Source organism: Polaribacter sp. (assembly GCF_051251875.1).
Classification (GTDB): domain Bacteria; phylum Bacteroidota; class Bacteroidia; order Flavobacteriales; family Flavobacteriaceae; genus Polaribacter.
The window spans coordinates 36,626-60,980 of record NZ_JBPOGL010000023.1; the positions used below are offsets into that span (position 1 = coordinate 36,626).

At 29.9% G+C, this 24,355-nt stretch carries 21 protein-coding genes; 12 read left to right on the forward strand and 9 right to left on the reverse strand.

All coding sequences use genetic code 11. The features are described 5' to 3' along the window. Window positions 1–22 precede the first annotated feature (22 nt). From ACSHW5_RS11130 to ACSHW5_RS11145, 4 genes are all read right to left on the reverse strand, one after another. Complete coding sequence (locus ACSHW5_RS11130) at window positions 23–1,720, reverse strand: ATP-binding protein (protein WP_435676207.1); 1,698 nt, start codon at window positions 1,718–1,720, stop codon at window positions 23–25. Between the two features lie 9 nt (window positions 1,721–1,729). Further along, complete coding sequence (locus ACSHW5_RS11135; RefSeq protein WP_435676208.1) at window positions 1,730–2,422, reverse strand: hypothetical protein; 693 nt, start codon at window positions 2,420–2,422, stop codon at window positions 1,730–1,732. 103 nt (window positions 2,423–2,525) lie between these two features. Then, window positions 2,526–3,203: a ZIP family metal transporter gene (locus tag ACSHW5_RS11140; RefSeq protein WP_435676209.1), complete on the reverse strand. Its 678-nt coding sequence runs from the start codon at window positions 3,201–3,203 to the stop codon at window positions 2,526–2,528. Further along, window positions 3,200–3,925, reverse strand: coding sequence for a class I SAM-dependent DNA methyltransferase (locus ACSHW5_RS11145; RefSeq protein ID WP_435676210.1), 726 nt, complete (start codon window positions 3,923–3,925; stop codon window positions 3,200–3,202). The genes ACSHW5_RS11140 and ACSHW5_RS11145 overlap by 4 nt, the downstream gene beginning before the upstream one ends. 223 nt (window positions 3,926–4,148) lie before the next feature. On the opposite strand from ACSHW5_RS11145, the gene ACSHW5_RS11150 reads away from it, so the two are divergent. Next, window positions 4,149–5,348, forward strand: a complete 1,200-nt coding sequence (locus ACSHW5_RS11150) for a THUMP domain-containing class I SAM-dependent RNA methyltransferase (RefSeq protein ID WP_435676211.1) — start codon at window positions 4,149–4,151, stop codon at window positions 5,346–5,348. Between the two features lie 555 nt (window positions 5,349–5,903). On the opposite strand, the gene ACSHW5_RS11155 is transcribed toward ACSHW5_RS11150, so the two are convergent. Continuing rightward, the gene (locus ACSHW5_RS11155; RefSeq protein ID WP_435676212.1) at window positions 5,904–6,584 is read right to left on the reverse strand and encodes an SIR2 family NAD-dependent protein deacylase; all 681 of its coding nucleotides are present in this window, start codon (window positions 6,582–6,584) and stop codon (window positions 5,904–5,906) included. A gap of 81 nt (window positions 6,585–6,665) precedes the next feature. Between ACSHW5_RS11155 and ACSHW5_RS11160 the strand changes: the two genes are divergently transcribed. Genes ACSHW5_RS11160 through ACSHW5_RS11170 form a run of 3 tightly spaced genes read left to right on the forward strand, consistent with a single transcriptional unit; the run spans window position 6,666 to window position 8,376 of the window. Beyond that, window positions 6,666–7,337: a TrmH family RNA methyltransferase gene (locus ACSHW5_RS11160; RefSeq protein WP_435676213.1), complete on the forward strand. Its 672-nt coding sequence runs from the start codon at window positions 6,666–6,668 to the stop codon at window positions 7,335–7,337. 29 nt (window positions 7,338–7,366) lie between these two features. Beyond that, window positions 7,367–7,780 (forward strand): VOC family protein, encoded by a 414-nt coding sequence (locus tag ACSHW5_RS11165; RefSeq protein WP_435676214.1) that lies wholly within the window; start codon window positions 7,367–7,369, stop codon window positions 7,778–7,780. Between the two features lie 2 nt (window positions 7,781–7,782). Further along, a complete protein-coding gene (locus ACSHW5_RS11170; RefSeq protein WP_435676215.1) occupies window positions 7,783–8,376 on the forward strand; it encodes a YdeI/OmpD-associated family protein in 594 nt (197 codons plus the stop codon). Window positions 8,377–8,476: 100 nt separating this feature from the next. Here the strand turns inward: ACSHW5_RS11170 and ACSHW5_RS11175 are convergent, their stop codons facing one another. From ACSHW5_RS11175 to ACSHW5_RS11185, 3 genes are all read right to left on the reverse strand, one after another. After that, window positions 8,477–8,845, reverse strand: coding sequence for a DUF4258 domain-containing protein (locus ACSHW5_RS11175; RefSeq protein WP_435676216.1), 369 nt, complete (start codon window positions 8,843–8,845; stop codon window positions 8,477–8,479). A 126-nt stretch (window positions 8,846–8,971) separates the two neighbouring features. Beyond that, window positions 8,972–13,039, reverse strand: coding sequence for a choice-of-anchor L domain-containing protein (locus ACSHW5_RS11180; RefSeq protein ID WP_435676217.1), 4,068 nt, complete (start codon window positions 13,037–13,039; stop codon window positions 8,972–8,974). A 569-nt stretch (window positions 13,040–13,608) separates the two neighbouring features. Continuing rightward, window positions 13,609–14,238, reverse strand: a complete 630-nt coding sequence (locus ACSHW5_RS11185; RefSeq protein WP_435676218.1) for a 7-carboxy-7-deazaguanine synthase QueE — start codon at window positions 14,236–14,238, stop codon at window positions 13,609–13,611. A gap of 245 nt (window positions 14,239–14,483) precedes the next feature. On the opposite strand from ACSHW5_RS11185, the gene rpsA reads away from it, so the two are divergent. The 7 genes from rpsA to ACSHW5_RS11220 all read left to right on the forward strand — a co-directional run bounded on the left by rpsA (window position 14,484) and on the right by ACSHW5_RS11220 (window position 21,960). Continuing rightward, entirely contained in the window at window positions 14,484–16,307 is a 1,824-nt protein-coding gene (gene rpsA, locus ACSHW5_RS11190) for a 30S ribosomal protein S1 (RefSeq protein ID WP_435676219.1), read from the forward strand. Window positions 16,308–16,659: 352 nt separating this feature from the next. Beyond that, window positions 16,660–18,051 carry a phosphoglucosamine mutase gene (gene glmM, locus ACSHW5_RS11195; RefSeq protein WP_435676220.1) on the forward strand — a complete coding sequence of 464 codons (1,392 nt, stop codon included), beginning with the start codon at window positions 16,660–16,662 and terminating at the stop codon, window positions 18,049–18,051. Beyond that, window positions 18,026–18,898 carry a hypothetical protein gene (locus ACSHW5_RS11200; protein ID WP_435676221.1) on the forward strand — a complete coding sequence of 291 codons (873 nt, stop codon included), beginning with the start codon at window positions 18,026–18,028 and terminating at the stop codon, window positions 18,896–18,898. Before glmM ends, ACSHW5_RS11200 begins: the two co-directional genes overlap by 26 nt. A 71-nt stretch (window positions 18,899–18,969) precedes the next feature. Continuing rightward, a complete protein-coding gene (locus tag ACSHW5_RS11205) occupies window positions 18,970–19,410 on the forward strand; it encodes a thioredoxin family protein (RefSeq protein WP_435676222.1) in 441 nt (146 codons plus the stop codon). A 29-nt stretch (window positions 19,411–19,439) separates the two neighbouring features. Then, the gene (locus tag ACSHW5_RS11210) at window positions 19,440–20,393 is read left to right on the forward strand and encodes an FAD:protein FMN transferase (protein ID WP_435676228.1); all 954 of its coding nucleotides are present in this window, start codon (window positions 19,440–19,442) and stop codon (window positions 20,391–20,393) included. After that, a complete protein-coding gene (locus ACSHW5_RS11215; protein WP_435676223.1) occupies window positions 20,390–20,602 on the forward strand; it encodes a DUF4266 domain-containing protein in 213 nt (70 codons plus the stop codon). The genes ACSHW5_RS11210 and ACSHW5_RS11215 overlap by 4 nt, the downstream gene beginning before the upstream one ends. A 116-nt stretch (window positions 20,603–20,718) precedes the next feature. Then, window positions 20,719–21,960: a DUF3570 domain-containing protein gene (locus ACSHW5_RS11220; protein WP_435676229.1), complete on the forward strand. Its 1,242-nt coding sequence runs from the start codon at window positions 20,719–20,721 to the stop codon at window positions 21,958–21,960. A 6-nt stretch (window positions 21,961–21,966) separates the two neighbouring features. Here ACSHW5_RS11220 and ACSHW5_RS11225 read toward each other — a convergent pair whose 3' ends face one another. Next, the gene (locus tag ACSHW5_RS11225) at window positions 21,967–22,857 is read right to left on the reverse strand and encodes a lysophospholipid acyltransferase family protein (protein ID WP_435676224.1); all 891 of its coding nucleotides are present in this window, start codon (window positions 22,855–22,857) and stop codon (window positions 21,967–21,969) included. 83 nt (window positions 22,858–22,940) lie between these two features. On the opposite strand from ACSHW5_RS11225, the gene ACSHW5_RS11230 reads away from it, so the two are divergent. Next, window positions 22,941–23,597: a rhomboid family intramembrane serine protease gene (locus ACSHW5_RS11230; RefSeq protein WP_435676225.1), complete on the forward strand. Its 657-nt coding sequence runs from the start codon at window positions 22,941–22,943 to the stop codon at window positions 23,595–23,597. Window positions 23,598–24,355 lie beyond the last annotated feature (758 nt).

Sequence of the window (24,355 nt, forward strand, 5' to 3'; positions counted from 1 at the left end):
AAAAATTTGTAATTATATTAATTTAACTTACCGGAACATTAATAATGATAGAACTACCTTTACCCAAAGTAGCATCTACTTTAAAAGTGCCTTTTAAATGAGAAACCCTTGTTTTTATAGAGCTAATTCCCATGCCGTTTTTAAGATTCACTTTTTTAATATCGAAACCTTTGCCATCATCTTCAATTATAATATTTAGGTTTTTATCAAATAAAGAAAGGTTAATGGTTGCGTTTTTAGCATCCGCATGTTTTATAATATTGGTAATTAACTCTTGAATAATTCTAAAAACACTTATTTCTAAACTGTTTTCTAGTCTTTTATTCAACCCAAAATGGATTACTTCAATAGTAATTTTATCTGCGGATGATATTTTTTCGGCCATCATTTTAACAGCAACTAACAAACCTTGATTGGCAATTACACCGGCATTTTTAGCATGTGCAATGCTGCGTACTTTTAAATAGGCTTCGTCTATTAAGCCTTCCGTTTTATCAAACAAAATTTCCTGACTTATTTTTTTCTTTTCATTGTTAATTTTTAGGTTTTCGAAATGCATTTTTAAAGTAGCTAACACAGAACCTAAATTATCGTGTAAATCTTCGGCAATTCGTTTTCGTTCTTTCTCTTGACCATCTACCATAGCATTAATGGTGGTTAGTTCTTGTTCTTTTAAAATGGTAAGATTTTTTTGTGTTTCTAATGCCGTTTCTTGTTCTGCAAGTTTTCTTTTTCTTTTAGAGTTTTTTAGTGATAAAATAGCAATAGTTCCTGCTAGTAGGATGAATAGGAGTGCACCTATTAAGAAATTTCTGTTTTGTTGTCTTTGTTGCTCTATTTCTAAGTTATCCGCTCTTAATTTTTGATTATCATATTTTTCTTTAATATCTGAAATGGCTATGTTTTGTTGTGTATTATTTAAAATTTTCTCTAAAGAATCTGATTTCAAATAATATTCATTGGCTTTTTTGTATTGATTATTTTTTTGATAGTTCACAGAAAGTCTACCATATAATATGGATAACATTTTGGCATTGTATTTATCTGGATTTATACCTTCTGCATTTTTTAATTGCGCAATTGCTTTAGAAAAATCATTTTTCTTATAAAAGTATTCTGCAAAATTTAAGTAAGAAGAAAAAAGTTTATTATTTAAATTATTTTTTTTATAAATAGTAATAGCATTTACATGATATTTGGCATGTAATAAGGTGTCATAATGGTTATATAAAGTGCCTAAATTGGTTGAAAACCCAGCTTCAAAAATGTCTAAACCTAGTTTTCTAGCTTGATGAAGCCCTTTCTTATAATAAAATTCTGATTTTGAAAAGTTGTAATTAAAATAGTGTGAGGCATAATATGCATCTGTAATTAATAAACCAATTGTGTCATTAATTTTTTTGTTATACAATTCATATTCTTTTAAAAAAGGAATCGCTTTTATTTTATTGTTTTCTTGTGCGTCTAACAGTGTAAATATTTGAAGATTGCATTTAGAAACACTGTCATTATTTCCCGTATTTTTATATAATTCTAAAGATTTTAAAAAATGTATGTATGCCAAATCTGCATGGTTGTTGTAACTATGCTCTAAACCTTTTTTATAATAATAAAATGCCGAATCTTTTTTTTGAGAAAAGGCACTAGTAGTTTTAGCAAAACTAAAAATAGGGAGTAAAAGAATAAAACCCAAGACTACAAATATTTTTATTTTTAACATTTTTAAAGTCTAAGGGATGCCCACAATGATGCCTCCGCCACCTTGCTTGGGTTGAACTATTGCTTTGTTAATGCGGTAATCTCGGCATGTATAATCAAATTTTCCTGGTCGTAAAAAACGTTTTTTAATGACATTTATATATTCCTTTTTAAATGAATTTTTATCTTCATTAAAAACAATAACATTTAAGTTTGTAGTATTTTCTAAACTTAGTGGAGAATTACCATGGACATCTAAAATAGTATTTGCTAAAAATGTTTCTTCTAAAATAAAATTATTGGCAGAACCACATGCACTTGCAGTTGTGCCATCAGTTACCAGTATAACAATGCCTTTTTTATTACCTTGGCTGATGTTATAAACACCATAAATTCTGAAATTTATATTTGGTACTCCAATTTTAACTTTGATTGTATTTTTATCTTCTGAATCAAAATAACTGTCATGACCATCTTTGCTAGAGTAAATTTTGAAGGTTCCTGTGTATCTGTGTCTTTCTGATTGTAATATTGCTCTTGGGTCTTTTATATCTATGGCTATTTTTTGTTTTAAACTATTAGTAGTTCTTGCTTTAATTTCAATTATACTGTCCTTTTTAATATCTTGTTGTGTACTCGTCTTTTCTTTTTCTTTGTTCTTACAAGAAATAACAATCAAAAACAGAGTAAATAAGGATAATAGCAATTTATTTAAAAATTTCATAGCTTTTTTTTTTGAGGTTGTACCCTCCAAATATCCAAAATTTAAAACGCAAAAACATACCTACAAATAGGTATATTCTGTTCCTTAAATATAGGTATAATAATTATAACGTTAAAACAGTAAGCAGCACTCCTAAAATAATGGCAGTAAATTTCTGTAGGTTAAATTTATGATTTTCAGATCCTTCAAAAAGAATGATAGTAGAAATGTGTAAAAATACACCAATAATTAAAGCCGTAATTTCTGTAGCATAGGTTGTGAAAAATGAAATTTTATGACCAATTAAAACCCCCAACGGACTCATGAATGCAAATGCAGTTAAAAAAATAAAAGTTATTTTTTTAGAGTATTTTGTTTTTATTAAAAAAGTAGTTAATACCACAGCAATAGGTATTTTATGCACTAAAATGGCCCAGATTAGGTTATCGCCAGTATTATGAATAGGAATTCCTTCAGAAAAAGCATGCAAACACAAACTTGCAAACAGCAAAGTAGGAAACTCTTTTCCATTAGAATGAATATGAATATGACCATGTTCTGCGCCTTTAGAAAACGATTCTAAAACAGACTGAATTATGATTCCTGCCAGAATAAAAATACCTGTTTTTTTATGATTTGTAGATTCAGAATATACCTCTGGTAATAAATGTAAAATTGTTACAGATAGCAGGTATGCGCCACTAAAGGCCAGTAATAAACGAACCACTTTATTAGACGGTTTTAAAATAAAAACCAACAAAGTACCAATAAAAACAGAAGCTATTAAAAGAATGTAACTCATTTTGCAATAATAATTAATCGATCAGAAGTTGGAGCTTTGTAGGTGTCTAAATTATAATTTCCAAAAATATTGGTAATGGTAAAACCTACTTTTTCAAAGAAGGAAGTCATTTTTTGTAAATCTAAATATTTTACTTGTTCTCTATAAGAATGATGTTCGCCATCAGCAAAAAATGAAATATGCTTAAGAATAAAGTTGTTTTTAATTTCTCTTGTAATGTTAAAAGTAATTCCATCAACAATTTTTGTTTCGGTAGCAACCAAATTAATTTTTACTTTTTCAGCATTTAAAAAATCAAACACAAAAAAACCATTTTTGTGCAAGCCGTTTTTTATATTTTGTAAAATCTGAATGTCTTCTTTGTCATCTTCAAAATAGCCAAAACTGGTAAACAAGTTAAAAATAGCATCATAGCTGTGGTTAAACGGTTGGCGCATATCATGTACCTTAAATTTTAAGGTGTCATTTTCAAATTCTTTAGCAAATTTTATGCTGTTATCAGCCAAATCGCCACCAGTAACCTTGTAACCTAAAGAGTTTAAGAATACAGAATGTCTTCCTTTTCCGCAAGGCAAATCTAGAATATGAGTTGTTTTAGGTAAGTTTAAAAAAGAAGTAATATTCTTCATAAACAACTGTGCTTCATCATCATTTCTCTCTTTGTAAAGAATATGATAATATGGTGAATTAAACCAATCTTTAAACCAATCTTTTTGTTTCATTTCTATATAATTTGCAATAATCTAGCATTCAGTAAGATAATAATGTAAACAATATTTGGTTATTACTTTATCAATTACTTTTGTCAGATTCAGTCTGTAAAAGTAACCAAATCTTACCTTTTGTAGAATGAATTTATAGAATACCTTTTTTAAAGTTTAAAACATCTATAACTTCTAACTATTAATAACTAATATCTAACTTTGAATATTTAACTTTGCAACCATGGATAAAGATTTTAAAATGACGGCAACCACACTTTTTGGATTAGAAGGTGTATTGGCAGAAGAGTTAAAGCAATTAGGCGCGCAAGATATTAAAGAAGGGGTAAGAAGTGTTACTTTTAGAGGTGATAAAGGTTTTATGTACAAAGCCAATATTGCTTTAAGAACCGCTGTTAGAATTTTAAAACCTATAAAAACGTGTAAAATCTATGATGAAGAAGATTTATACGAAGCTATTCAGAAAATAAAATGGGAAAATTATTTAGAAGTAGACGGTACTTTTGCTATTGGCGCCGTTGTAAATTCTAAGAATTTTACCAGCAATTCTCATTATATTTCTTTAAAATCTAAAGATGCCGTTGCAGATTATTTTAGACATAAATATAGTAAAAGGCCCAATGTAGATTTAAAATATCCGGATGTTAAAATTCATGTGCATATTCAGAAAGATTGGCTTACAGTTTCTTTAGATTCCTCCGGAGATTCTTTGCATAAAAGAGGATATAGAACAGCAACAAATATTGCACCAATAAACGAAGTATTGGCAGCTGGTATGGTTTTATTGTCTGGTTATACCGGCGATGAAAACTTTATAGATCCTATGTGTGGTTCTGGTACTATTTTAATTGAAGCCGCCATGATTGCGAATAATATTCCGGCAAATATCAACAGAAAATTGTTTGCCTTTGAGCATTGGAAAGATTATGATGAAGATTTGTATTTTATAATTCAAGAATCTTTATTAAAGAAAATTCGTTCATCGCATTTTAAAATTATGGGCTTTGATAAAGCGCCATCTGCGGTACAAAAAGCCATTGACAATGTTAAAAATGCTAATTTAGATGAATTTATTGGCGTGCATCACGTGAACTTTTTTAACTCTAAAAAAGAAGTTTTTGGAAACACAACCATTTTGTTTAATCCACCTTACGGCGAACGTTTAAACATAGATACAGAAGAATTTTATAAGAAAATTGGCGATACTTTAAAACACAATTATCCAGGTTCTACCGCGTGGTTAATTACTTCAGATACAGATGCTTTAAAAGCCGTTGGTTTACGAACTTCAAAAAGAATTGCTCTTAAAAACGGAGATTTAGACTGTAAGTTTGTAAAGTATGAATTGTACGAAGGAACCCGTAAAATAAAAGAACGTAAAGAAAATTCTGATACAGAATTAGATACAGATTTGGAAGATTAGTTTGTAAATTGCCATTGTCAGTTTACCAAGCAATCTGTACATAATTTATATAGTTTTTTTTGAAGCTATTTCCCACTTGTAGTTTATCTTGAGCGAGGTCGAAAGGCACTCGCTTTTTTTAGTGTGTTCTCGATACAATTTTCCTTCCTTTTCGTCAGAAAAATCACTCGAACAGACACTAAAAAAGAGCTCAAACAATTGCTTCAGTCTAGGCTAGACTTGTTTGCTAACTTTAGTATTAGCTAAATTTTCTTATAGTTTTTACTAAAGTTATTGCAAAACTTTTTTACGGAATCAATCTGGCAATTGTTTAAAAATAGCATAGTTTTAGATTTCTCCTAAAGTTGAAATAATACAATACTCAGTTTTTTTGTTTCTTGAAAAAAATAGAAATTACTTTAGGTTAAGTTCTGAAAATAGGAATGATACAGGTTTTTCAAAGACGTTTCTTGAATTATTAAATATCCTTCGATAAGTTCAGAAGTACATTTTTAATTTTAATTGTTTTTACAACATTATAAAGTAAGACGTACAATTTGGTTTTGTTATGACAAACTAACGCAATAAAGCAATCAATTTATCAGTTCCTTCACTAGCAACATCTTTAATAATTTTTAAATTAGAAAAAGTATGTTCAGAAACAGCAGGTTTTGGATCTATAAAATAAATTGGTGTTTTGGGTTGAATATAATCTATTAAACCCGCCGCAGGATACACTTGCATAGAAGTACCAATGATTACTAAAATATCAGCTTTTTTTGTAATTTCTATGGCTTTTTCTAACATTGGTACCATTTCTCCAAACCAAACAATATGTGGTCTCAATTGACTTTTTTTAGCGCATAAATCACCTAAAACAAGGTCCTTTTTCCAATCTAAAACAATATTTCCATCTAAAGAACTTCGTACTTTTAAAAGCTCGCCATGTAAATGCACAACCTTTGTACTTCCTGCACGTTCATGTAAATCATCAACATTTTGTGTTATTATTTCAACGTCAAAATCATTTTCTAAAGCAACTAAATTTAAATGCGCTTTGTTAGGAGAAACTTCTAATAATTGTTTTCTACGTGCATTATAAAAATCTAAAACCAATTTAGGATTCGCTTTAAAACCTTCTGGAGTGGCAACTTCCTGTACATTATGTCCTTCCCATAAACCATCAGAATCTCTAAAAGTTTGAATTCCACTTTCTGCAGAAATTCCTGCGCCTGTTAAAACTACTATTTTTTTCATCAACTAAAAATAGTTTTTTTGGCCTGAAATCACGAATAAAAAAGTGTAAATTTGAAGAAATAGCAGTACAAATTATGATTTATGATGGATAAAAAATTGCTAACTTATTTTGAAAGTTATTTAACAGCGAACAGAAAAGAGACATTTACAAAGGTTTTAGAAAATAGAACACGTCATTTTACGGTTGTTTTAGAAGATATTTATCAGGCGCATAATGCGAGTGCTGTGGTTAGAACTTGTGATATTTTTGGCGTTCAAGATGTGCATGCTATAGAAAATAAGTACACCAATAAAGTGTCTAGACATGTTGCCAAAGGCTCTCAAAAATGGTTAAGTCAATACAGGTATAGAAAAGATGGTGACAATACAAAAATGTGTTTAGAGCGCTTAAAATCAGAAGGATATCAAATTATTGCAACCACGCCACATAACAGTTCTTGTTTGTTACAAGATTTTGATATTTCAAAAAAATCAGCTTTTGTATTTGGTGTAGAAAAAGAAGGCGTTTCAGAAACGGTTATAGAGCAGGCAGACGGATTTTTAAAAATACCGATGGTTGGTTTTACAGAAAGTTTAAATATTTCTGTTGCGGCTGCTATAATTTTGCAAGATGTTACAACTAAATTAAGAGATTCTTCTGTAAAGTGGCAGTTGTCTGACAAAGAAAAAGAAGTTTTGTATTTTGAATGGATAAAGAAAACCATTAAAAATGTTGATAAAATAGAAGAACACTATTATAAGAATATTGAGTAACTTTAGCTGTAAACTTAAAATTTAGAATTATGAAATGCGATATGTATTTATCTTTTGATGGAAATTGTAAGGAAGCTATGTTGTTTTATAAAGATGTTTTTGATGGAGAATTTACGGTAACAATGCGCTATTCAGAAGGTCCTCCAGAATATTCTAATCCTAAAATAGCAGATAAAATTATGCATCAAACAATGGTTTTTGGTACTAATTGTGAGTTAAAAGCTTCAGATAGTTTTCATGAGCCATTAAATAAAGGAAATAATTTTCATATATCTATTTTAGCTGATGATGAAGAAAGTGCACTTTCTTATTTTAAAGGATTGGCTAAAAACGGACAAGTAACAATGCCTTTTGATGATGTTTTTTGGGGAGGAAAATTTGGTAGTTGCATCGATAAATTTGGTGTACAATGGATGATTAGTTTTGAAGCAGAAAACAGTTAATTATGAATCTTAAAATTGAAGAATACATCTCAAAAAAAGAAAAATGGAGGAAAGAGTTACTACTTTTACGTTCCGTTTTTAATGATTTACCTGTGGAAGAAACCATAAAATGGGGAGCGCCAACTTACACTTTTAATGGAAAAAATATTGTTAGTTTGGCAGCTTTTAAAAGTTATTGCGGTTTGTGGTTTTTTCAAGGAGCCTTATTAAAAGACAAGAGCAAGGTTTTTATAAATGCACAAGAAAATAAAACAAAAGCCATGTTGCAATGGCGTTTTTATTCTTCCGAAGAAATTGATATAAATCTTATTAAAGAATATGTTTTAGAAAGTATTGAAAATAGTAAAAAGGGTAAAGAAATAAAACCAGATAGGAGTAAAAAAGAACTAGTTGTTCCCATAGAATTGGCAAGTGAATTGTCAAAAAATAAAAAACTTAAAGAAAATTTTGATTCATTTTCTAACAGTCGTAAAATAGAATTTGCAAATTATATTGCTGAAGCTAAAAAAGCAGAAACTCGTTTACGAAGAATGGAGAAAATAATTCCGATGATTTTAGAAAAAATAGGCTTGCATGATCAGTACAAAAAATGTTAAAAAGTACTATTTTCACCTTATAAAATAAGCATCAATAAAAAAAGCATGAAAAATAGAAACCTATTTTTCATGCTTTTTTTTTGAACTATAGAACGTCTGTCTACTTTACAATTATTTTCTCAATAGTAGCGGTAGAATCGCAACGTTTTACCAGCAAACTAATTTTTTCTAACTCTTTTTTACCGGTAATAAAATATTCAGGACAAGGTTTTTGCCTTGGTTTACTTTCACCAAAATCAACATCACCATTGTGTAAAATAGTGGCTATTTTAAGCGAATCAATATCAAATTTTTTCATCGCATTCTTTGCTTCATCAGAATAAACACGATCTCTAATTCTAATGGTTTTTAATGTTCTTGCATCCATTCCATAATCGAACGTAGCATTTTTCTTTTGCCAAAAGAAATAAACACCAACAGAACCAATAGATAAACCAATTAAATAATAAAAAATTCTTTTTACTAACATGCTAAAATTTTGTCTTGCAAATTTATGTAAATAGTCAAACTAAATCTTTGTAAAATTACATTATTATAATTTTTTTATAGTTATCGAGGTATTTATAGCTCTTTTGCAAAAAAAAATAGCCGTTTGTTATCTTCTTATTAAAGAGAAATTTGCTTTAAACCTCATCATTTCTGTTCCTTTTGTATATTCTAATAGAAACCAATAATCTGTAGAAGGCATTCTTTCTCCATTGTTATTTATACCATTCCAACCAATACCGCTAGGTTTAATAACAGATACTAGATTTCCATATCTATTAAAAATTTGTATGGTGGCCTTTGGATCATTTTTAAGGTCAGAAATGTTCCATGTATCTTTAACACCGTCATAATTTGGGGTAAAGAATTTTGGGTATTTTAAAGCAACAAAATCTAAGATTGTATCATCACAAATTGCTAAAAGATCTCTTGCAATAATTTTGTAATTTCCAGGAGCAAGATTATAAAAACGATTATCTCTCTGAAAATTAATGCCGTCTATTGAATACACATAATTACCCAAAGCATTATTTATTTCATTGATTTCTAGTGTATAAGAATCTACAAAATTTTCTGTTATATATTCTACTTCAAATATAGGACTAGAACTTTCTACGACAACTTCTATAGGTTTGTAAGAGCAATCGCCAACCGTAGAAGTATCTATTTTTATAGTTTTTACAGTGTAAGTTCCTGCTTTAAAGGCTTTATAAGTTCTGCCAGCACCTACTAAGTTGTCTTCAAAATACCAGTTTATGGTAAATTTTGTTTCATCTAATTTTGAATCTAATAAAACAGGATTTGTAGTTTCACCAGTTTCTGGATTGGCACAAATAACACCGCTTTCTATTTCATGATCTAAAAGTGGATATACCATTATAGAAAAGGAGCCTTCCGTAAAACATGTTGGAAATTTTTCATGAAAAGCTTTATAATAGATGGTTCTTGCTCCGATTTCAGAAAATTCGTAGTCCACTGGGTTTATGGCATTTTCTCTATTTGAGTTTTTATATAGTTCTACCTTTATACCTGGTAATTCAAATGAAGGTAATGTTACACTTCCACAAGCTGCTATTGTATTTATAGTGCCTAAAGAAGGTTGCTTAAAAATGGTGATACTAAATGTTTTTTCATCTTTACAAAAAAATCTGTTTCCATTTTCTGCATAAATATAAATTTCTTGAGAAGCGGTTATGATGTCTCCAGCATTTAATTTTGTACCCTTTCCATTTTTTTCGGTATAATAATTTCCAACATTTAGTTCTTGTAATATATAGTTTTCACAAGAAGAAACATTTTCCAATTCATCTACTTCTAAACCTAAAATGTTTACTCTAAATACATTTTCATTATTACAAGTAGCTAATTCACTGTCTTGATTGTAAATGAAAATATCTTGTGTTGTTTCTATTTTTTCACCTGCAAATAATTGGGTTCCTTGTCCGTTAGGTGCTGTAAAATAATTTCCATTTTTTAATTCTGGTAATGTATATGCTTCACAGTTAAATACATCTGTAAAATTACTTACTAATGGCACTGGTTTTAAAGTAACTTTAAAACTGGTTTCAGCATCACAAAAAACATTTTTATTATAGATGAAAATGGTTTGTGAACTTGTAATAGTTTCTCCTTCAGTTAGTTTGTTTCCTTTTCCACCAGATTGCGTATAATAATAACCATTTGATAAAGAAGGCAGCACAGGTAAATCATCTTCACACTTTGTAATATCTTCTAAACTGTCTACAAGTGGCAGCGGATTAATGGTTATAAATGTTTCGAAACCAGTACAATTGGGTACAGAAGTTACTTCTGATGCATAATAATATATAGATTTAGAACTTGTAATTAATGTTCCAGCAGGGATAATAGTTCCTGTACCATTCATGTCTGTGTAATAATTTCCAATGTCTAAACTTGGAATTGCATAGCTACCACAAGCAGAAACATTTTGAAAATCTTCAGTGTCTATAATGGTAATTTTAAAAGTACTTGAATCGGAACATTCGGTAGTTGTATCTTTATTAAAAACATAGATGGTTTTACTAGAAGTTATTTGGTCTCCTGTTTGTAGTTTTGTTCCTTTACCATTAGATTCTGTATAAAAATTACCGTTGGTTATTTCTGGTAAAGTGTATGAATTACATACAATAACATCTGTAAAAGAATCTACGGGGGGCAATTTAAGAATAGTTAAAGAGTATTTTTTTTCTGAACAAAACTCACCATTAATATCATAGTAAAAGTAGATACTTGTACTTTCTGTAATACTTGTTCCTGTAGGTATTATTGTTCCAGTTCCCATTGGACCATCTGGTGCCGTATAAAAATTTCCAAATTTAGTGTATGGTATTATATATTCACCACAATGTACAGGTGGTATAGAAGTATCATCTCCAATAAACACTAAAAAACTAGATTCGTTTGTACAACCGTTTGAATTTACATTATAAATATAAATTTTTGTAAAATATAAAATAACATCTCCTGCAAATAATTGTGTTCCTGTGCCATTGCCAGATGTAAAATATTCACCATTATCTAATGCAGGTAATGTATAAGAATTACATACATAAATATTCTCAAAGTCATCTATTTCAGGTAAATTACTGTAATTAATGTTAAAATTGATGACATCGAAACAAGCTGTATTGTTAACACCATCTAATCTTGCCCAAATAGCTATACTATTTGTACTATTTGGTAAAGAAAAATTTAAAGGGTCTTCAATTTCATTTGTACCTGTATTTGCATCTACTTCAGAAGTATAATAAGAAAGTATGTAATTTGAGGCTAGAAGTCTGTTTAAAATTTGAGGCTTTGTAGGTGTTAAAATATCCACAGATATTTCGTCTTCACAAACCAGAAGATTATCTGGTGTAGTTGCAACAATGTTTTCAACTGTTAATTGGAATTCTAAATAAGAAGTACAAAGTTGTTCTGAAGTTTTATTTTTTACTTTAATATAAATGGTTTTTCCAGATTCTGATGGATAATTTGTTAAAAGAGTTTCTTCAATAGCGATATCATTTATAGCATTTTCTACAGAATCATAATAGACAATATCATAAATGCTTTCATCTATAGCCAATACATCTTGGTTATTTTGAGTTAAATTAAATATGGCAGAAGTATCTGTACTACATTCAAATAAATCAATTGGGGATGCAATTTGAAGGTCTTCTATTTCAATTTCATCTGAATATGAACAGTGTGTTATTAAACTGGTAATTGTTAACTTAAATACGCCTTTATCTGTTGTAGTTAAAGTAGGATTAGTAGCTCCTTGTATCGTAATTCCGTCTTTTTCCCATTTGTATTCAAAGTCATTTGTATTATCATAACCAGAGTCAATAAATACTTCTTCACCATCACAAACGGCTGTAATTGCATCTAAATCAAAATTTGAAGTAAAACTACCTGCTTGAATAAAAACTGCTGAATCAAAATCAGCATCATTGGTATCTCCTAAAACAAATTTTATTTTATAACGATTATTTGGGATTACAGTAGATGAAGCGTTCATTACTTTTGTATAACCCCTCATATTAACAGTAGAGTTTGTAGCGTTATCTACGTGATAGGTGTCAAATAAATCTGCATTGATAGAATTACAGCTACTGTTGTATTGTTGGTCTCTAATATTTTGAACAGAAATATTGGTATCTGTACCCGGAAGTACAGCAAGATTAGTGGTTTCATTGGTCTCAATATTAGTTAATAATATTGCAAAAACATCACTAAAACTACATTGCCATTCTCCATATTCATTGGAAGCAAATAAGAAATTAAAATTAAAATCGTTACCAATTGGAATGAAATCAAATTCTAAAAAAGCCACATCTGTTATGGTAGCATTTTGACCGTTTTCATCACTAATTGCTTGTAGCTGATCATCTCCATTGGTAGATATTTCGCTACTTAAGTTAGCGTTTGTAAAGGCACCTTCAGAATATTTTGCAATTCCGTTTCTAATAATAATTCCTTCAGAAATAGGAAACGCTCCGTTGTTGTTATTAAAATATGCAACAGATTTACTACTAGATAAATTGTAATTAGACAAAGGTATACATGAATTGTTAATTAATATATTAACAAGTTCCTCGGCAGAATTAGAGCTGTCGTCTATTTTAATAGTCTGGGAAAATAGAGGTGTTGAATAAAAAATTAATATATACATAATTCTTATCAAACACCTCTTTGAGGTGTGTAATGTAGATGTAGGGGGCATCTTTTTGGGGGATTTTAATTAAAAAAAATTATTTTTACTTAATTGGTTTTAAAATTTATATATGTTCAATGAACAAAATTATGGTTTTTATAAGGTGTTGATCCGTATTTTACCATAAAATAAATAAGGGTTCTCCTTATTTATTATTTAAACCTAAAATGTTTTTAAAGACTAAATATCACCGCGTAATAAATTTTATAAAAATGAAATTATCCGATTTGGATAAAGTTCTGTTGAAACTATTACCGAATTAAAAAAATAAGATTTTTTGCAATTTTTTGTCAAACGGAACAATATTTTTACTTTTCTTGTTTTGAGATATTCAATGAATAAAAAAGTAAAAAGTAGTATTATAGAAAAATATATAATTTTGAATCTGGTGAGAAAACAGTAGCTACTAATTTAAAATAGAGAGATTGCCACTGTTTATAAAAAAGTAAACTTTGTAATAACAGCTATAAAAAGATGTAGTTGAAAGCAGGAAATAGCTTTTCATAAAAAAAGTAACTATCTGAATATTAAGGAATATTCAGATATTTATGTGTTTGCAAAGAAATTTTCCATTTTGGATTTTTCATAACATAATCTACAATTTCAGCCGTCATTTTTTCTTTTTTACTCCATTCTGGTTGTAAATAAAGTTGACATTTCTTACCTACTTTAGCGGCTTCTTGTTCTGCAAAATCAAAATCAGATTTGTTATGAATAATCATTTTTAACTCATCTGCTTCTCTATAAACTTCGTCTAATGGTAATTTTGTTTTCTTTGGCGATAAACAAAACCAATCCCATTTTCCTGAAAAAGAATAGGCTCCAGAAGTTTCTATATGGGTTTTAATATTGTTTTCTTGCAATAAATTGGTAATATAATCCATGGACCACATTAGAGGCTCTCCACCAGTAATAACAACGGTTTTAGCATGCATTTTTACATTATGTACAATGGTGTCTGCCAATGTAGGTGGGTGTAAATCTGCATTCCAGCTCTCTTTAACATCGCACCAATGGCAACCCACATCACAACCACCAACTCTAATAAAATAAGCGGCGGTACCTGTGTGAGCACCTTCACCTTGTATTGTATAGAATTCTTCCATTAAGGGAAGCATAATTCCTTTATCTACTAAATCTTTTGTTTTTTTATCCATCTTCATTAAAATCTAACCAAAAAGGTTTTAAGGCTGCAAAGGTAGTTTTTTGTCTACCAAGAATAAAAAGAATAATAATTTAATTCTAAAGTGTTTAAAATCAAATGATTTTTGTAAATTTGCACTCCTTTTTACGAGAACAGATTTATAAAAGGAACTATATAAAACAATTTATAAAAACAACTCTTGGCGTTTTTATCGTTAAAAATCTGAAAAACAACAAGATACAAAATTATTTTAGACACATGTCTGAAGAAACAAAAAACACTGAAGAGCAAGTAGTTGCTGCAGAAGTACAAGAAACAGCGACTCCAGCTGTAGATCCAACACAATTTTTAGCTGATTTTAACTGGCACAAATACGAACAAGGTATTGAAGCAGTTGATGAAGACAAATTGGTTGAGTTTGAAAAAGCGTTAGAAGGAACTGTAGGTTTTGTAAATGAGCGTGATGTAATTGAAGGAACTGTAATCAGAATTACGGATAGAGATGCTATTATTGACATCAATTCTAAATCTGAAGGAGTTATTTCTTTAAATGAATTCCGTTACAATTCTGGATTAAAAGAAGGAGATACTGTAGAAGTATTGGTTGATAAAAGAGAAGATTCTTCTGGTCAATTAGTATTATCTCACAAAAAAGCAAGAGTAATTAAAGCTTGGGAGCGTGTTAACAATGCACATGAAACTGGTGAAGTTGTTAACGGTTTTGTTAAATGTAGAACAAGAGGTGGTATGATTGTAGATGTTTTCGGAATCGAAGCATTCTTACCAGGATCTCAAATTGACGTGAAGCCAATTAGAGATTACGATCAATACGTAGAGAAAACAATGGAATTCAAAGTTGTGAAAATCAACCACGAATTTAAAAACGTTGTTGTATCTCATAAAGCTCTTATTGAAGCTGATATTGAATTACAGAAAAAAGAAATTATTGGTCAATTAGAAAAAGGACAAGTATTAGAAGGTGTTGTTAAAAACATTACTTCTTATGGTGTCTTTGTAGATTTAGGTGGTGTAGACGGATTAGTACATATTACTGATTTATCTTGGTCTCGTATCAATCATCCTAATGAAGTTGTAGAATTAGATCAAAAATTAAACGTTGTAATTTTAGATTTTGATGATAACAAATCTAGAATACAATTAGGTTTAAAACAATTATCTGCGCATCCTTGGGAAGCTTTAAATACTGATTTAAAAATTGGTGATAAAGTAACAGGTGAAGTTGTTGTTTTAGCAGATTACGGAGCATTCGTAGAAGTAGAACAAGGAGTAGAAGGGTTAATTCACGTTTCTGAAATGTCTTGGTCTACACATTTACGTTCTGCACAAGATTTTGTAAAAGTTGGAGATAAGGTAGAAGCTCAAATCTTAACTTTAGACAGAGAAGACCGTAAAATGTCTTTAGGTATTAAACAATTACATCCAGATCCTTGGACAGATATTACAACTAAATATCCTGTAGGTTCTACTCATACTGGTACAGTAAGAAATTACACAAACTTTGGTGTATTTGTTGAGTTAGAAGAAGGAATAGATGGTTTAGTATATATTTCTGATTTATCTTGGACTAAGAAAATTAAACATCCATCAGATTTTGTAACTGTTGGTGATAAATTAGAAGTTCAAGTTTTAGAATTAGATGTAGAGAATAGAAAGTTAAACTTAGGTCATAAGCAAACTCAAGACAATCCTTGGGATGCACATGAAGCTACGTATACTATAGATTCTAAACATGAAGGAACTATTAAAGAAAAGAACGATAAAGGAGCAGTTGTAACTTTTGCCGATGGCGTAGAAGGATTTGCACCAACTCGTTTCTTAGAAAAAGAAGACGGTTCTAAATTAGAAAAAGGAGATACAGCAGAATTTATTGTTTTAGAATTTTCTAAAGAATATAGAAGAGTTGTAGTTTCTCATACTTCATTATTTAAAGCACAAGAGAAGAAAAATATCAAAGTAGCAAATAAGAAAGCTGCAGAAGCAGAAAAAACTACTTTTGGTGATATTGGAGGTCTTGCAGCATTAAAAGAGAAAATGGAATCTAGCGCAAAAAAGAAAAAATAATTTCTTATTCAGTAGTTAGATGATATTTATAATATCTTAAAACCCGATGCAATTTGCATCGGGTTTTTTATTTTCTATATCTTTTTAAAAATGTTGTAGGAATATAAAAATCAAAAATACTTTGATGCTAATTTGGGCGTTCCCACGCAAAAAAGCGTGGTCGGGCTTTACGCTACAATCTTTTTTATCGTACCTCAAAAAAAGGATTTTCACTGCAATCCCTAACGCAGACTTTTTGATAGTTTTTAAGCAAGCTGTTACCATGCTATAATTGCTTTTTTTTATGCATTTAACAAAGAACTAAATCAGAATAATTTATATTTGCAAAGCTAAAGAAACAACAAAATTAACTATGACATTAATAAAATCAATTTCAGGAATTAGAGGAACCATCGGTGGAAAAACTGCTGACAATTTAACGCCAATAGATGCCGTAAAATTTGCATCAGCTTATGGTGCTTTTATCAAAACAAGAAATGCAGATAAGAAAAAGATAAAAGTAGTAATTGGTAGAGACGCTCGTATTTCTGGTAAAATGATATCAAGTTTAGTAGCCAATACTTTAGTAGGTTTAGGCATAGATGTTATAGATTTAGGGTTATCAACAACACCAACAGTAGAAGTTGCAGTACCTTTAGAAAAAGCAGATGGTGGAATTATTCTTACAGCTTCTCACAATCCAAAACAATGGAATGCTTTAAAATTGTTAAATGAAAAAGGAGAATTTTTAAACGGAGCAGAAGGAGAAGAAATTTTAACCTTAGCAGAAAGTGAAGATTTCTCATTTGCAGAAGTAGATGATTTAGGAAGTTATAAAAAAAATACAAAGTATTTAAAAAAGCACATTAAAGAAGTTTTAAATTTAGATTTAGTGGATGTAAAAGCCATTAAAAAAGCAAAATTTAAAGTGGTTGTAGATGGTGTAAATTCTACTGGTGGAATTTTTATTCCTGCTTTATTAAAAAAATTAGGCGTAAAATGTGTCGAATTATATTGTACTCCTAATGGGCAATTTCCTCACAATCCAGAACCTTTAAAAGAACACTTAACAGATATTTCTGAATTGGTGGTAAAAGAAAAAGCAGATTTCGGAATTGTTGTAGATCCTGATGTAGATAGATTGGCATTGATTTCTGAAGACGGTTCTATGTTTGGTGAAGAATATACTTTAGTAGCTTGTGCAGATTATGTTTTAGGACGTTTAGGTGGCGGAAACACGGTTTCTAATTTATCGTCTTCTAGAGCCTTAAGAGATGTTACTCAAAAACATGGCGGAACCTATACAGCTTCTGCAGTTGGTGAAGTGAATGTGGTTATTAAAATGAAAGAAACCAATACGGTTATTGGTGGAGAAGGAAATGGAGGAATCATTTATCCTGCTTCTCATTACGGTAGAGATTCTCTAGTAGGTGTTGCATTGTTTTTATCGCACTTAGCACATAAAAAAATGTCTTGTAAAGAACTTAGAGATTCATATCCTAGTTACTTTATGAGTAAAAATAAAATTCAATTAACACCAGAAATTGATGTTGACAAGATTTTAGAAACCATGGCTACAAAATATGCCAATGAAGAAGTGAATACTATAGATGGCGTAAAAATTGATTTTGCAGATGAATGGATTCATTTAAGAAAATCGAATACAGAGCCAATTATTAGAATTTATACAGAAGCAAAATCTCAGCAAGCCGCAGATGATTTAGCTGTGCGTTTTATCAATGAAATTAAAGAAATTATTGGCTAATATTTTGAAAACAAAACAACTATTTTTCCTTTTATTACTATTTAGTAATTTTCTTTTTTCACAAGAAAAGAAAGTAGAAAAAGTATCTAATAAAGGGAAAATGTTTTTTTATTGGGGATGGAACAGAGCAAGTTTTTCAGATTCTGATATCCATTTAACGGGAGAAAATTACGATTTTACCTTGAAAAATGTAGTTGCAAAAGACAAAGTAACTTCCTTTAGTTATAATGATTATTTAAACCCTGGTAGAGTTACCATTCCTCAAAACAACTACAGATTTGGTTATTTTCTGTCGGATAATTATACTATTTCTATTGGTGTAGACCACATGAAATATGTAATGGCTTCTTACCAAACCGTAAAAATTGATGGAGAAATAAATGCCGGTACTCAGTTTGATGGTGTTTATAATAATGATGATATTTTACTTTCACATGATTTTTTACAATTTGAACACACAGACGGTCTAAACTATATTAGCGTAGAGTTTTATAGATTTGATGAAATTAGCCATCTTATAGGCATGAATCATAAAGATTTTCAATTAAATATTACAGAAGGTTTTGGCGCAGGAATTATTTATCCTAGAACAAATTCAACACTTTTTAACCAAGAAAGATGGGATGAATTTCATTTGTCTGGTTGGGGTGTTTCAGCAGGTGTAGGTTTAAACTTAACCTTCTTTAAACACTTTTTTATTCAATCAGATCTAAAATATGGTTATGTAAATATGCCAGATATTAGAACTACTTTTAATCCTGCCGATAAGGCTTCACAAAGTTTTACTTTTTTCCAGAAATCAATTGTTATTGGTGCAAGGTTTTATCTTTCTAAAAGAAAAAAATAATTTTTAGAAAAAAGTTGTTCCTAATAATACCATAAAATTATTATTGTCGTTATAATGTAATAAAACATATAATGAGAAAAAATATAGTATTATTTATAGTACTTCTTTTAAATGTAAGTGTGGTATTAGCGCAAGATTGGCAAACGGATTTTACGAAAGCTAAAGAAATTGCTACACAAGAAAATAAGACCATAGTTTTGGTATTTCAAGGATCTGATTGGTGTGCGCCTTGTATTAAATTAGATAGAGAAATTTGGAGTACAGACGTTTTTAAAACTTTTGCCAAAGAACATTTTGTAATGTTACAGGCAGATTTTCCTAGAAGAAAGAAAAATGCTTTATCAGAAAAGCAAACCAATGCAAATGCTAAATTGGCAGAAATGTATAATAAAAGTGGCGGATTTCCTTTTGTTGTTGTCTTAGATAAAAATGGAAATGTGTTAGGGAAAACAGGTTACAAAAAAATCTCACCAGAAGCATATATTAAAGAGATAAATAGTTTTATCAAATAAATTTGAAACAGTTACTTTTTGTGGGGATTATGTTGTTTACAACAATATGTTTTACCCAACAGTCTTACAAAAAATCACTTATTTTAATGGGAAGTGGTTTTGAAATTACAGTGGTTGCTAAAGATTCTATTACAGCAGCTACTTATATAAATACTGCTACTACAGAGATAAAAAGAATAGAAAAATTAATTTCTTCTTGGGATGTAAATTCTCAGACTTCGGAAATAAATAAATATGCAGGAATTAAACCTGTAAAAGTTGATGTAGAACTTTATAACTTCATAGAAAGGGCTATTGGTATTTCTAAATTAACAGATGGTGCTTTTGATATTAGTTATGCATCTATGGATAAAATCTGGAAATTTGATAGCAGTATGAAAAAAATGCCATCGGAAAAAGAAATTTCTGCTTCTGTAGATAAAGTAGGGTATAAAAATATTGTATTAGATAAAACCAAACATACAGTTTTTTTAAAATTAAAAGGAATGAAGATTGGTTTTGGTGCAATCGGAAAAGGATATGCTGCTGACAAGGCAAAAGAGTTATTAATTTCTAAAGGCGTTTCCTCAGGAATTATAAATGCTTCTGGTGACATGAATACATGGGGAAAACAGCCGAATGGAAATGAATGGAAAATTGCAATTACCAATCCGTTAAATAAAAATAAAGTTTTTGCTTTATTGCCAATAACAAATGGGGCAGTGGTTACTTCTGGAAATTATGAGAAATATGTTAATTTTAATGGTAAAAGGTACACGCATATTATAGATCCCAGAACAGGCTACCCTTCTAGTGGAATTATAAGTGTAACTGTTTTTGCACCTAAAGCAGAACTGGCGGATGCATTGGCAACTTCCATTTTTGTAATGGGTAAAGAAACAGGGGTAGACCGTATAAATCAACTGCCTAAAATTGAGTGTATAATTATTGATGATCAAGGGAATATTACAAAATCTAAAAATATTGAAATAGATAAATTATGATAAAAAAAATTATAGTTTTAGTAAGTTTCGTCTGTTTTTTTAGCAACTGTGTGGTGGTAAAAGAATACGAAAAAGTAAATATTAATGACCCGGATATGGCACTTTCAGAAAAGAATTGTGATCGTAATTTAACTACAGCACATTCTTATAGAGAAGCGGCTGTTGGAGCAAATGGAGGAAAAACCGGTGGTGGCTGCGGTTGTAATTAAGTATTCATAAATTAAAATAAGTTTTGAATTAAAAAATGAACAACATAAAATTTTTTCTAACATTTAGCTTTGTATTCGCATCACTTTCCAGCTTTGCGTAACAAACGAAAGATACTATTCAGGTTTATAAAAAACGTGTTTTAGAAACAACAGAAGTAGATTTTTTAACAAGTTATTACAGTCAAGATGGGGATAATGCAGCGGTAAGTGGCGGAGTTGGAACAGAAAAACTATCAGATATTACAAGTACTTTTGTGGTTTCAATGCCTTTAAATGATGATGATGTTTTAACAATAGACGCAGGAATATCTGCATATACATCTGCATCTTCTAGTAATATAAATCCATTTGATGATGGAGTAGCAGATCCTTTTCAGGCTTCTTCAGGTGCTTCTAGTGGTGATTTATGGGTGAATTTAACTGGTAATTATAGCCATAGTTCGGATGATAGAAATGATATTTGGTCTACAAAAGTATCCATATCTTCGGAATATGATTATTTTTCCTTAGGTGTTGGTGGTTCTTATACAAAGCTCTTTAATGAGAAAAATACTGAATTAAGTATCCATGCAAATATTTTTATTGATACTTGGAGTACAATTTATCCCTTTGAATTAAGACCATTTATAACTGGTGGAAAGGGTTTAAACGATCAATTATTTACGCAGAATACAATTACCGGAAACACAAATTACAATCCTAGTTTTAGTGAGTTTGATAGTACGGGACGAAATTCCTACTCGCTTGGCTTTGGATTCTCTCAAATCTTGCATAAAAATCTTCAAGGATCTTTGGCGGTAGATTTTGTACAGCAGCAAGGTTTATTATCTACACCTTTTCAAAGAATTTACTTTGGTGATGTAGCAGATTCTTTTGTAGATAGTTTTCAGTTGGCAGATAATGTAGAACAATTACCAGATAGTAGGTTTAAAGTTGCTTTGGGTGGAAGATTAAACTGGTATTTGAATGAAATTTTTACTGTAAGAACTTTTTATCGTTATTATTATGACGATTGGGGCATAAACTCTCATACAGCAAGTATTGAGTTGCCTGTTAAAATTTCAGATAAATTTGTTTTGTATCCTTCTTATCGATTTTATAATCAGACGGCTGCAGATTATTTTAAACCTTATGAAACTGCTTTATCATCAGATGCGTTTTATACTTCTGATTATGATTTATCTAAATATACAGCAAATCAATATGGTTTTGGTGTTTCTTATACAGACATTTTTGCAAATGGTCATATTTGGAAATACGGATTAAAAAGTATCGATTTGAAATTTTATCAATATGATAGAGATACCACCTTTGGTTCTAGTATTATTACCGCAGGATTTAAGTTTGTTATGGATTGATAGCATTTACTGAAACTCTTTAGGTACTTTATCGCTATGTTTAAAACGTTTATGAGACCATAAATAAAAAGCTGGTTGTTCTCGTATGTTTTTTTCTGTAATAGCTATATATTTATCTGTAATTTCAAAATCTTTAAGGTCTTTTGGAGCATCTGTAATTAATTCAAATTCAACTTCATAATAACCACGTTTTACTTTTTTAGCAACGTAATTGATCACTACAAAATCAAATTTTTTAGCTAACATTTCTGCCCCAGAATGAATGGGTACTGTAATTCCGAAAAATTTATTCCAATAAAAAGCCTTATGAGGTTGTGGAGATTGATCGCTTAATAAAATATAAGCTGCTTGTACATTATGAACCACATTTCTTGTAATACTTTTAACTGTTTCAGACGTTTTATAACCATCAATTCCAAATCTTTTTCTACTCTTTTTTATGGCTTTTTCAAAATACTTGTTGGCTAATTTTGCGTAAGCGCCCAAAACAGTAATTTCTAAAGACAAGGGTAAACTTGTAGACCATTCCCAGTTTCCTTGATGTGCGCCAGTTATAATAATACTTTTTCCTTTTTTTCCATAAGAATCTACCAATTCTGGGTTGATATATTTATAGCGTTTTTTAATTTCTTTTTCAGACATGGAAAAATATTTAATACTTTCCATAATGATATCTGTAAAATGGCGAAAGAATTTTTTTGATATTGCTGTAATTTCTTGCTCCGTTTTTTCTGGAAATGCAAGTCGTAAATTTTGTAAAACTACTTTTTTTCTATACCCAAAAACATAATACACTAAAAAGGCAAAAAAATCTGAAATCATGTATAAAACTCTCATGGGTAGAATAGAGAGGGCTAATATAATGGGGTAGGTAAGGGCAAAAGCTATAAATTGCATGTATGTGTTTTTAATGATGCAAATATCGGATTTATATTTAAAACCAAATAGATTTACTAAACGGATTTTCTTATGTTTGTTATATGATGGGAAATATAAATCAAGCTGTATTATTAATTATAATTGCCAATGTTTTGGTGTCTATGAAAGGATTTAATGATTATTCTTTTTTAGACAAATATAAGTTTCAGGTAAGTAAAATTTTAGCTGGTGAGAAATTACGTGCATTTACTTCTGGTTTTTTACATGTAGATTGGATTCACTTAGGGTTTAATATGTATGCTTTGTACTTATTTGGGAATATTGTAACTACTATGGTAGGCATTCCTAATTTTTTAGTAATCTACTTTGGTAGTTTGTTAGCAGGAAGTTTATATACGTTACATTATCATAAAAATGAACCTTATTATAGTGCCGTTGGTGCTTCTGGTGCTGTTTCTGGAATTGTTTACGCCTCTATTTTATTGTATCCTGGAATGGAGCTGTATTTATTTTTTATTCCAATACCTATTCCTGGTTATATTTTTGGAGTTGGTTATTTATTGTATTCTATTTACGGAATGAAAAAACAAATTGGTAATGTGGGTCACGCTGCTCATTTAGGTGGCGCAATTGGTGGTTTTGTGTTTACTTTATTATTGAAGCCAGCATTGTTTTCTACAAATAAAATACTGGTTATTTCTTTGGCAATTCCTATTGTATTGGTCTTGGTTTTTGGTGATAAGTTGAAGAATTTATAACGCAAAGTATTGTTTTGTGAAAAGGAACATTGTTCTAGTTTAGAGAAAAGCGAAAAGAGAAAATAAAATAATAATTCTGACGTTTTTATTTTTGATGGAGATTGGGTAATAAAACAACTAGGTGATGTATTGTAAGTAGTATAAAAAAAGCTGATTGCCCGGGTTAGGGATTGAAGTGGAAATCCTTTTTATGTTCATTTTGTTTCAGTAGTTTTTACAAAGTTTACTTATTCATATAATAGGTAATTACTTACATAAATACGCCATAAAAAGATTGCAACGGAAAGCCCGACCACGCTTTTTTTGCGTGGGAACCTCCTAATACTAGAAACTCTATAAATTTTTGTATTGATAACTTATCTCGTCTTCGCTCGATATAAACTTCTCACCTTTATTTTTGATTTTTCATAAAATTTAGGACAAAAAAAAGACTCTACAATCAAGTAAAGTCTTTTGAGCGAAAGACCGGGTTCATCTCGTCTTCGCTCGATATAAACTTCTCACCTTCACTTTTGTTTTTTCATAAAATTTAGGACAAAAAAAAAGACTTTACAATCAAGTAAAGTCTTTGAGCGAAAGACCGGGTTCATCTCGTCTTCGCTCGATATAAACTTCTCACCTTTATTTTTGATTTTTCATAAAATTTAAGACAAAAAAAAGACTTTACAATGAAATAAAGTCTTTGAGCGAAAGACCGGGTTCATCTCGTCTTCGCTCGATATAAACTTCTCACCTTCACTTTTGTTTTTTCATAAAAT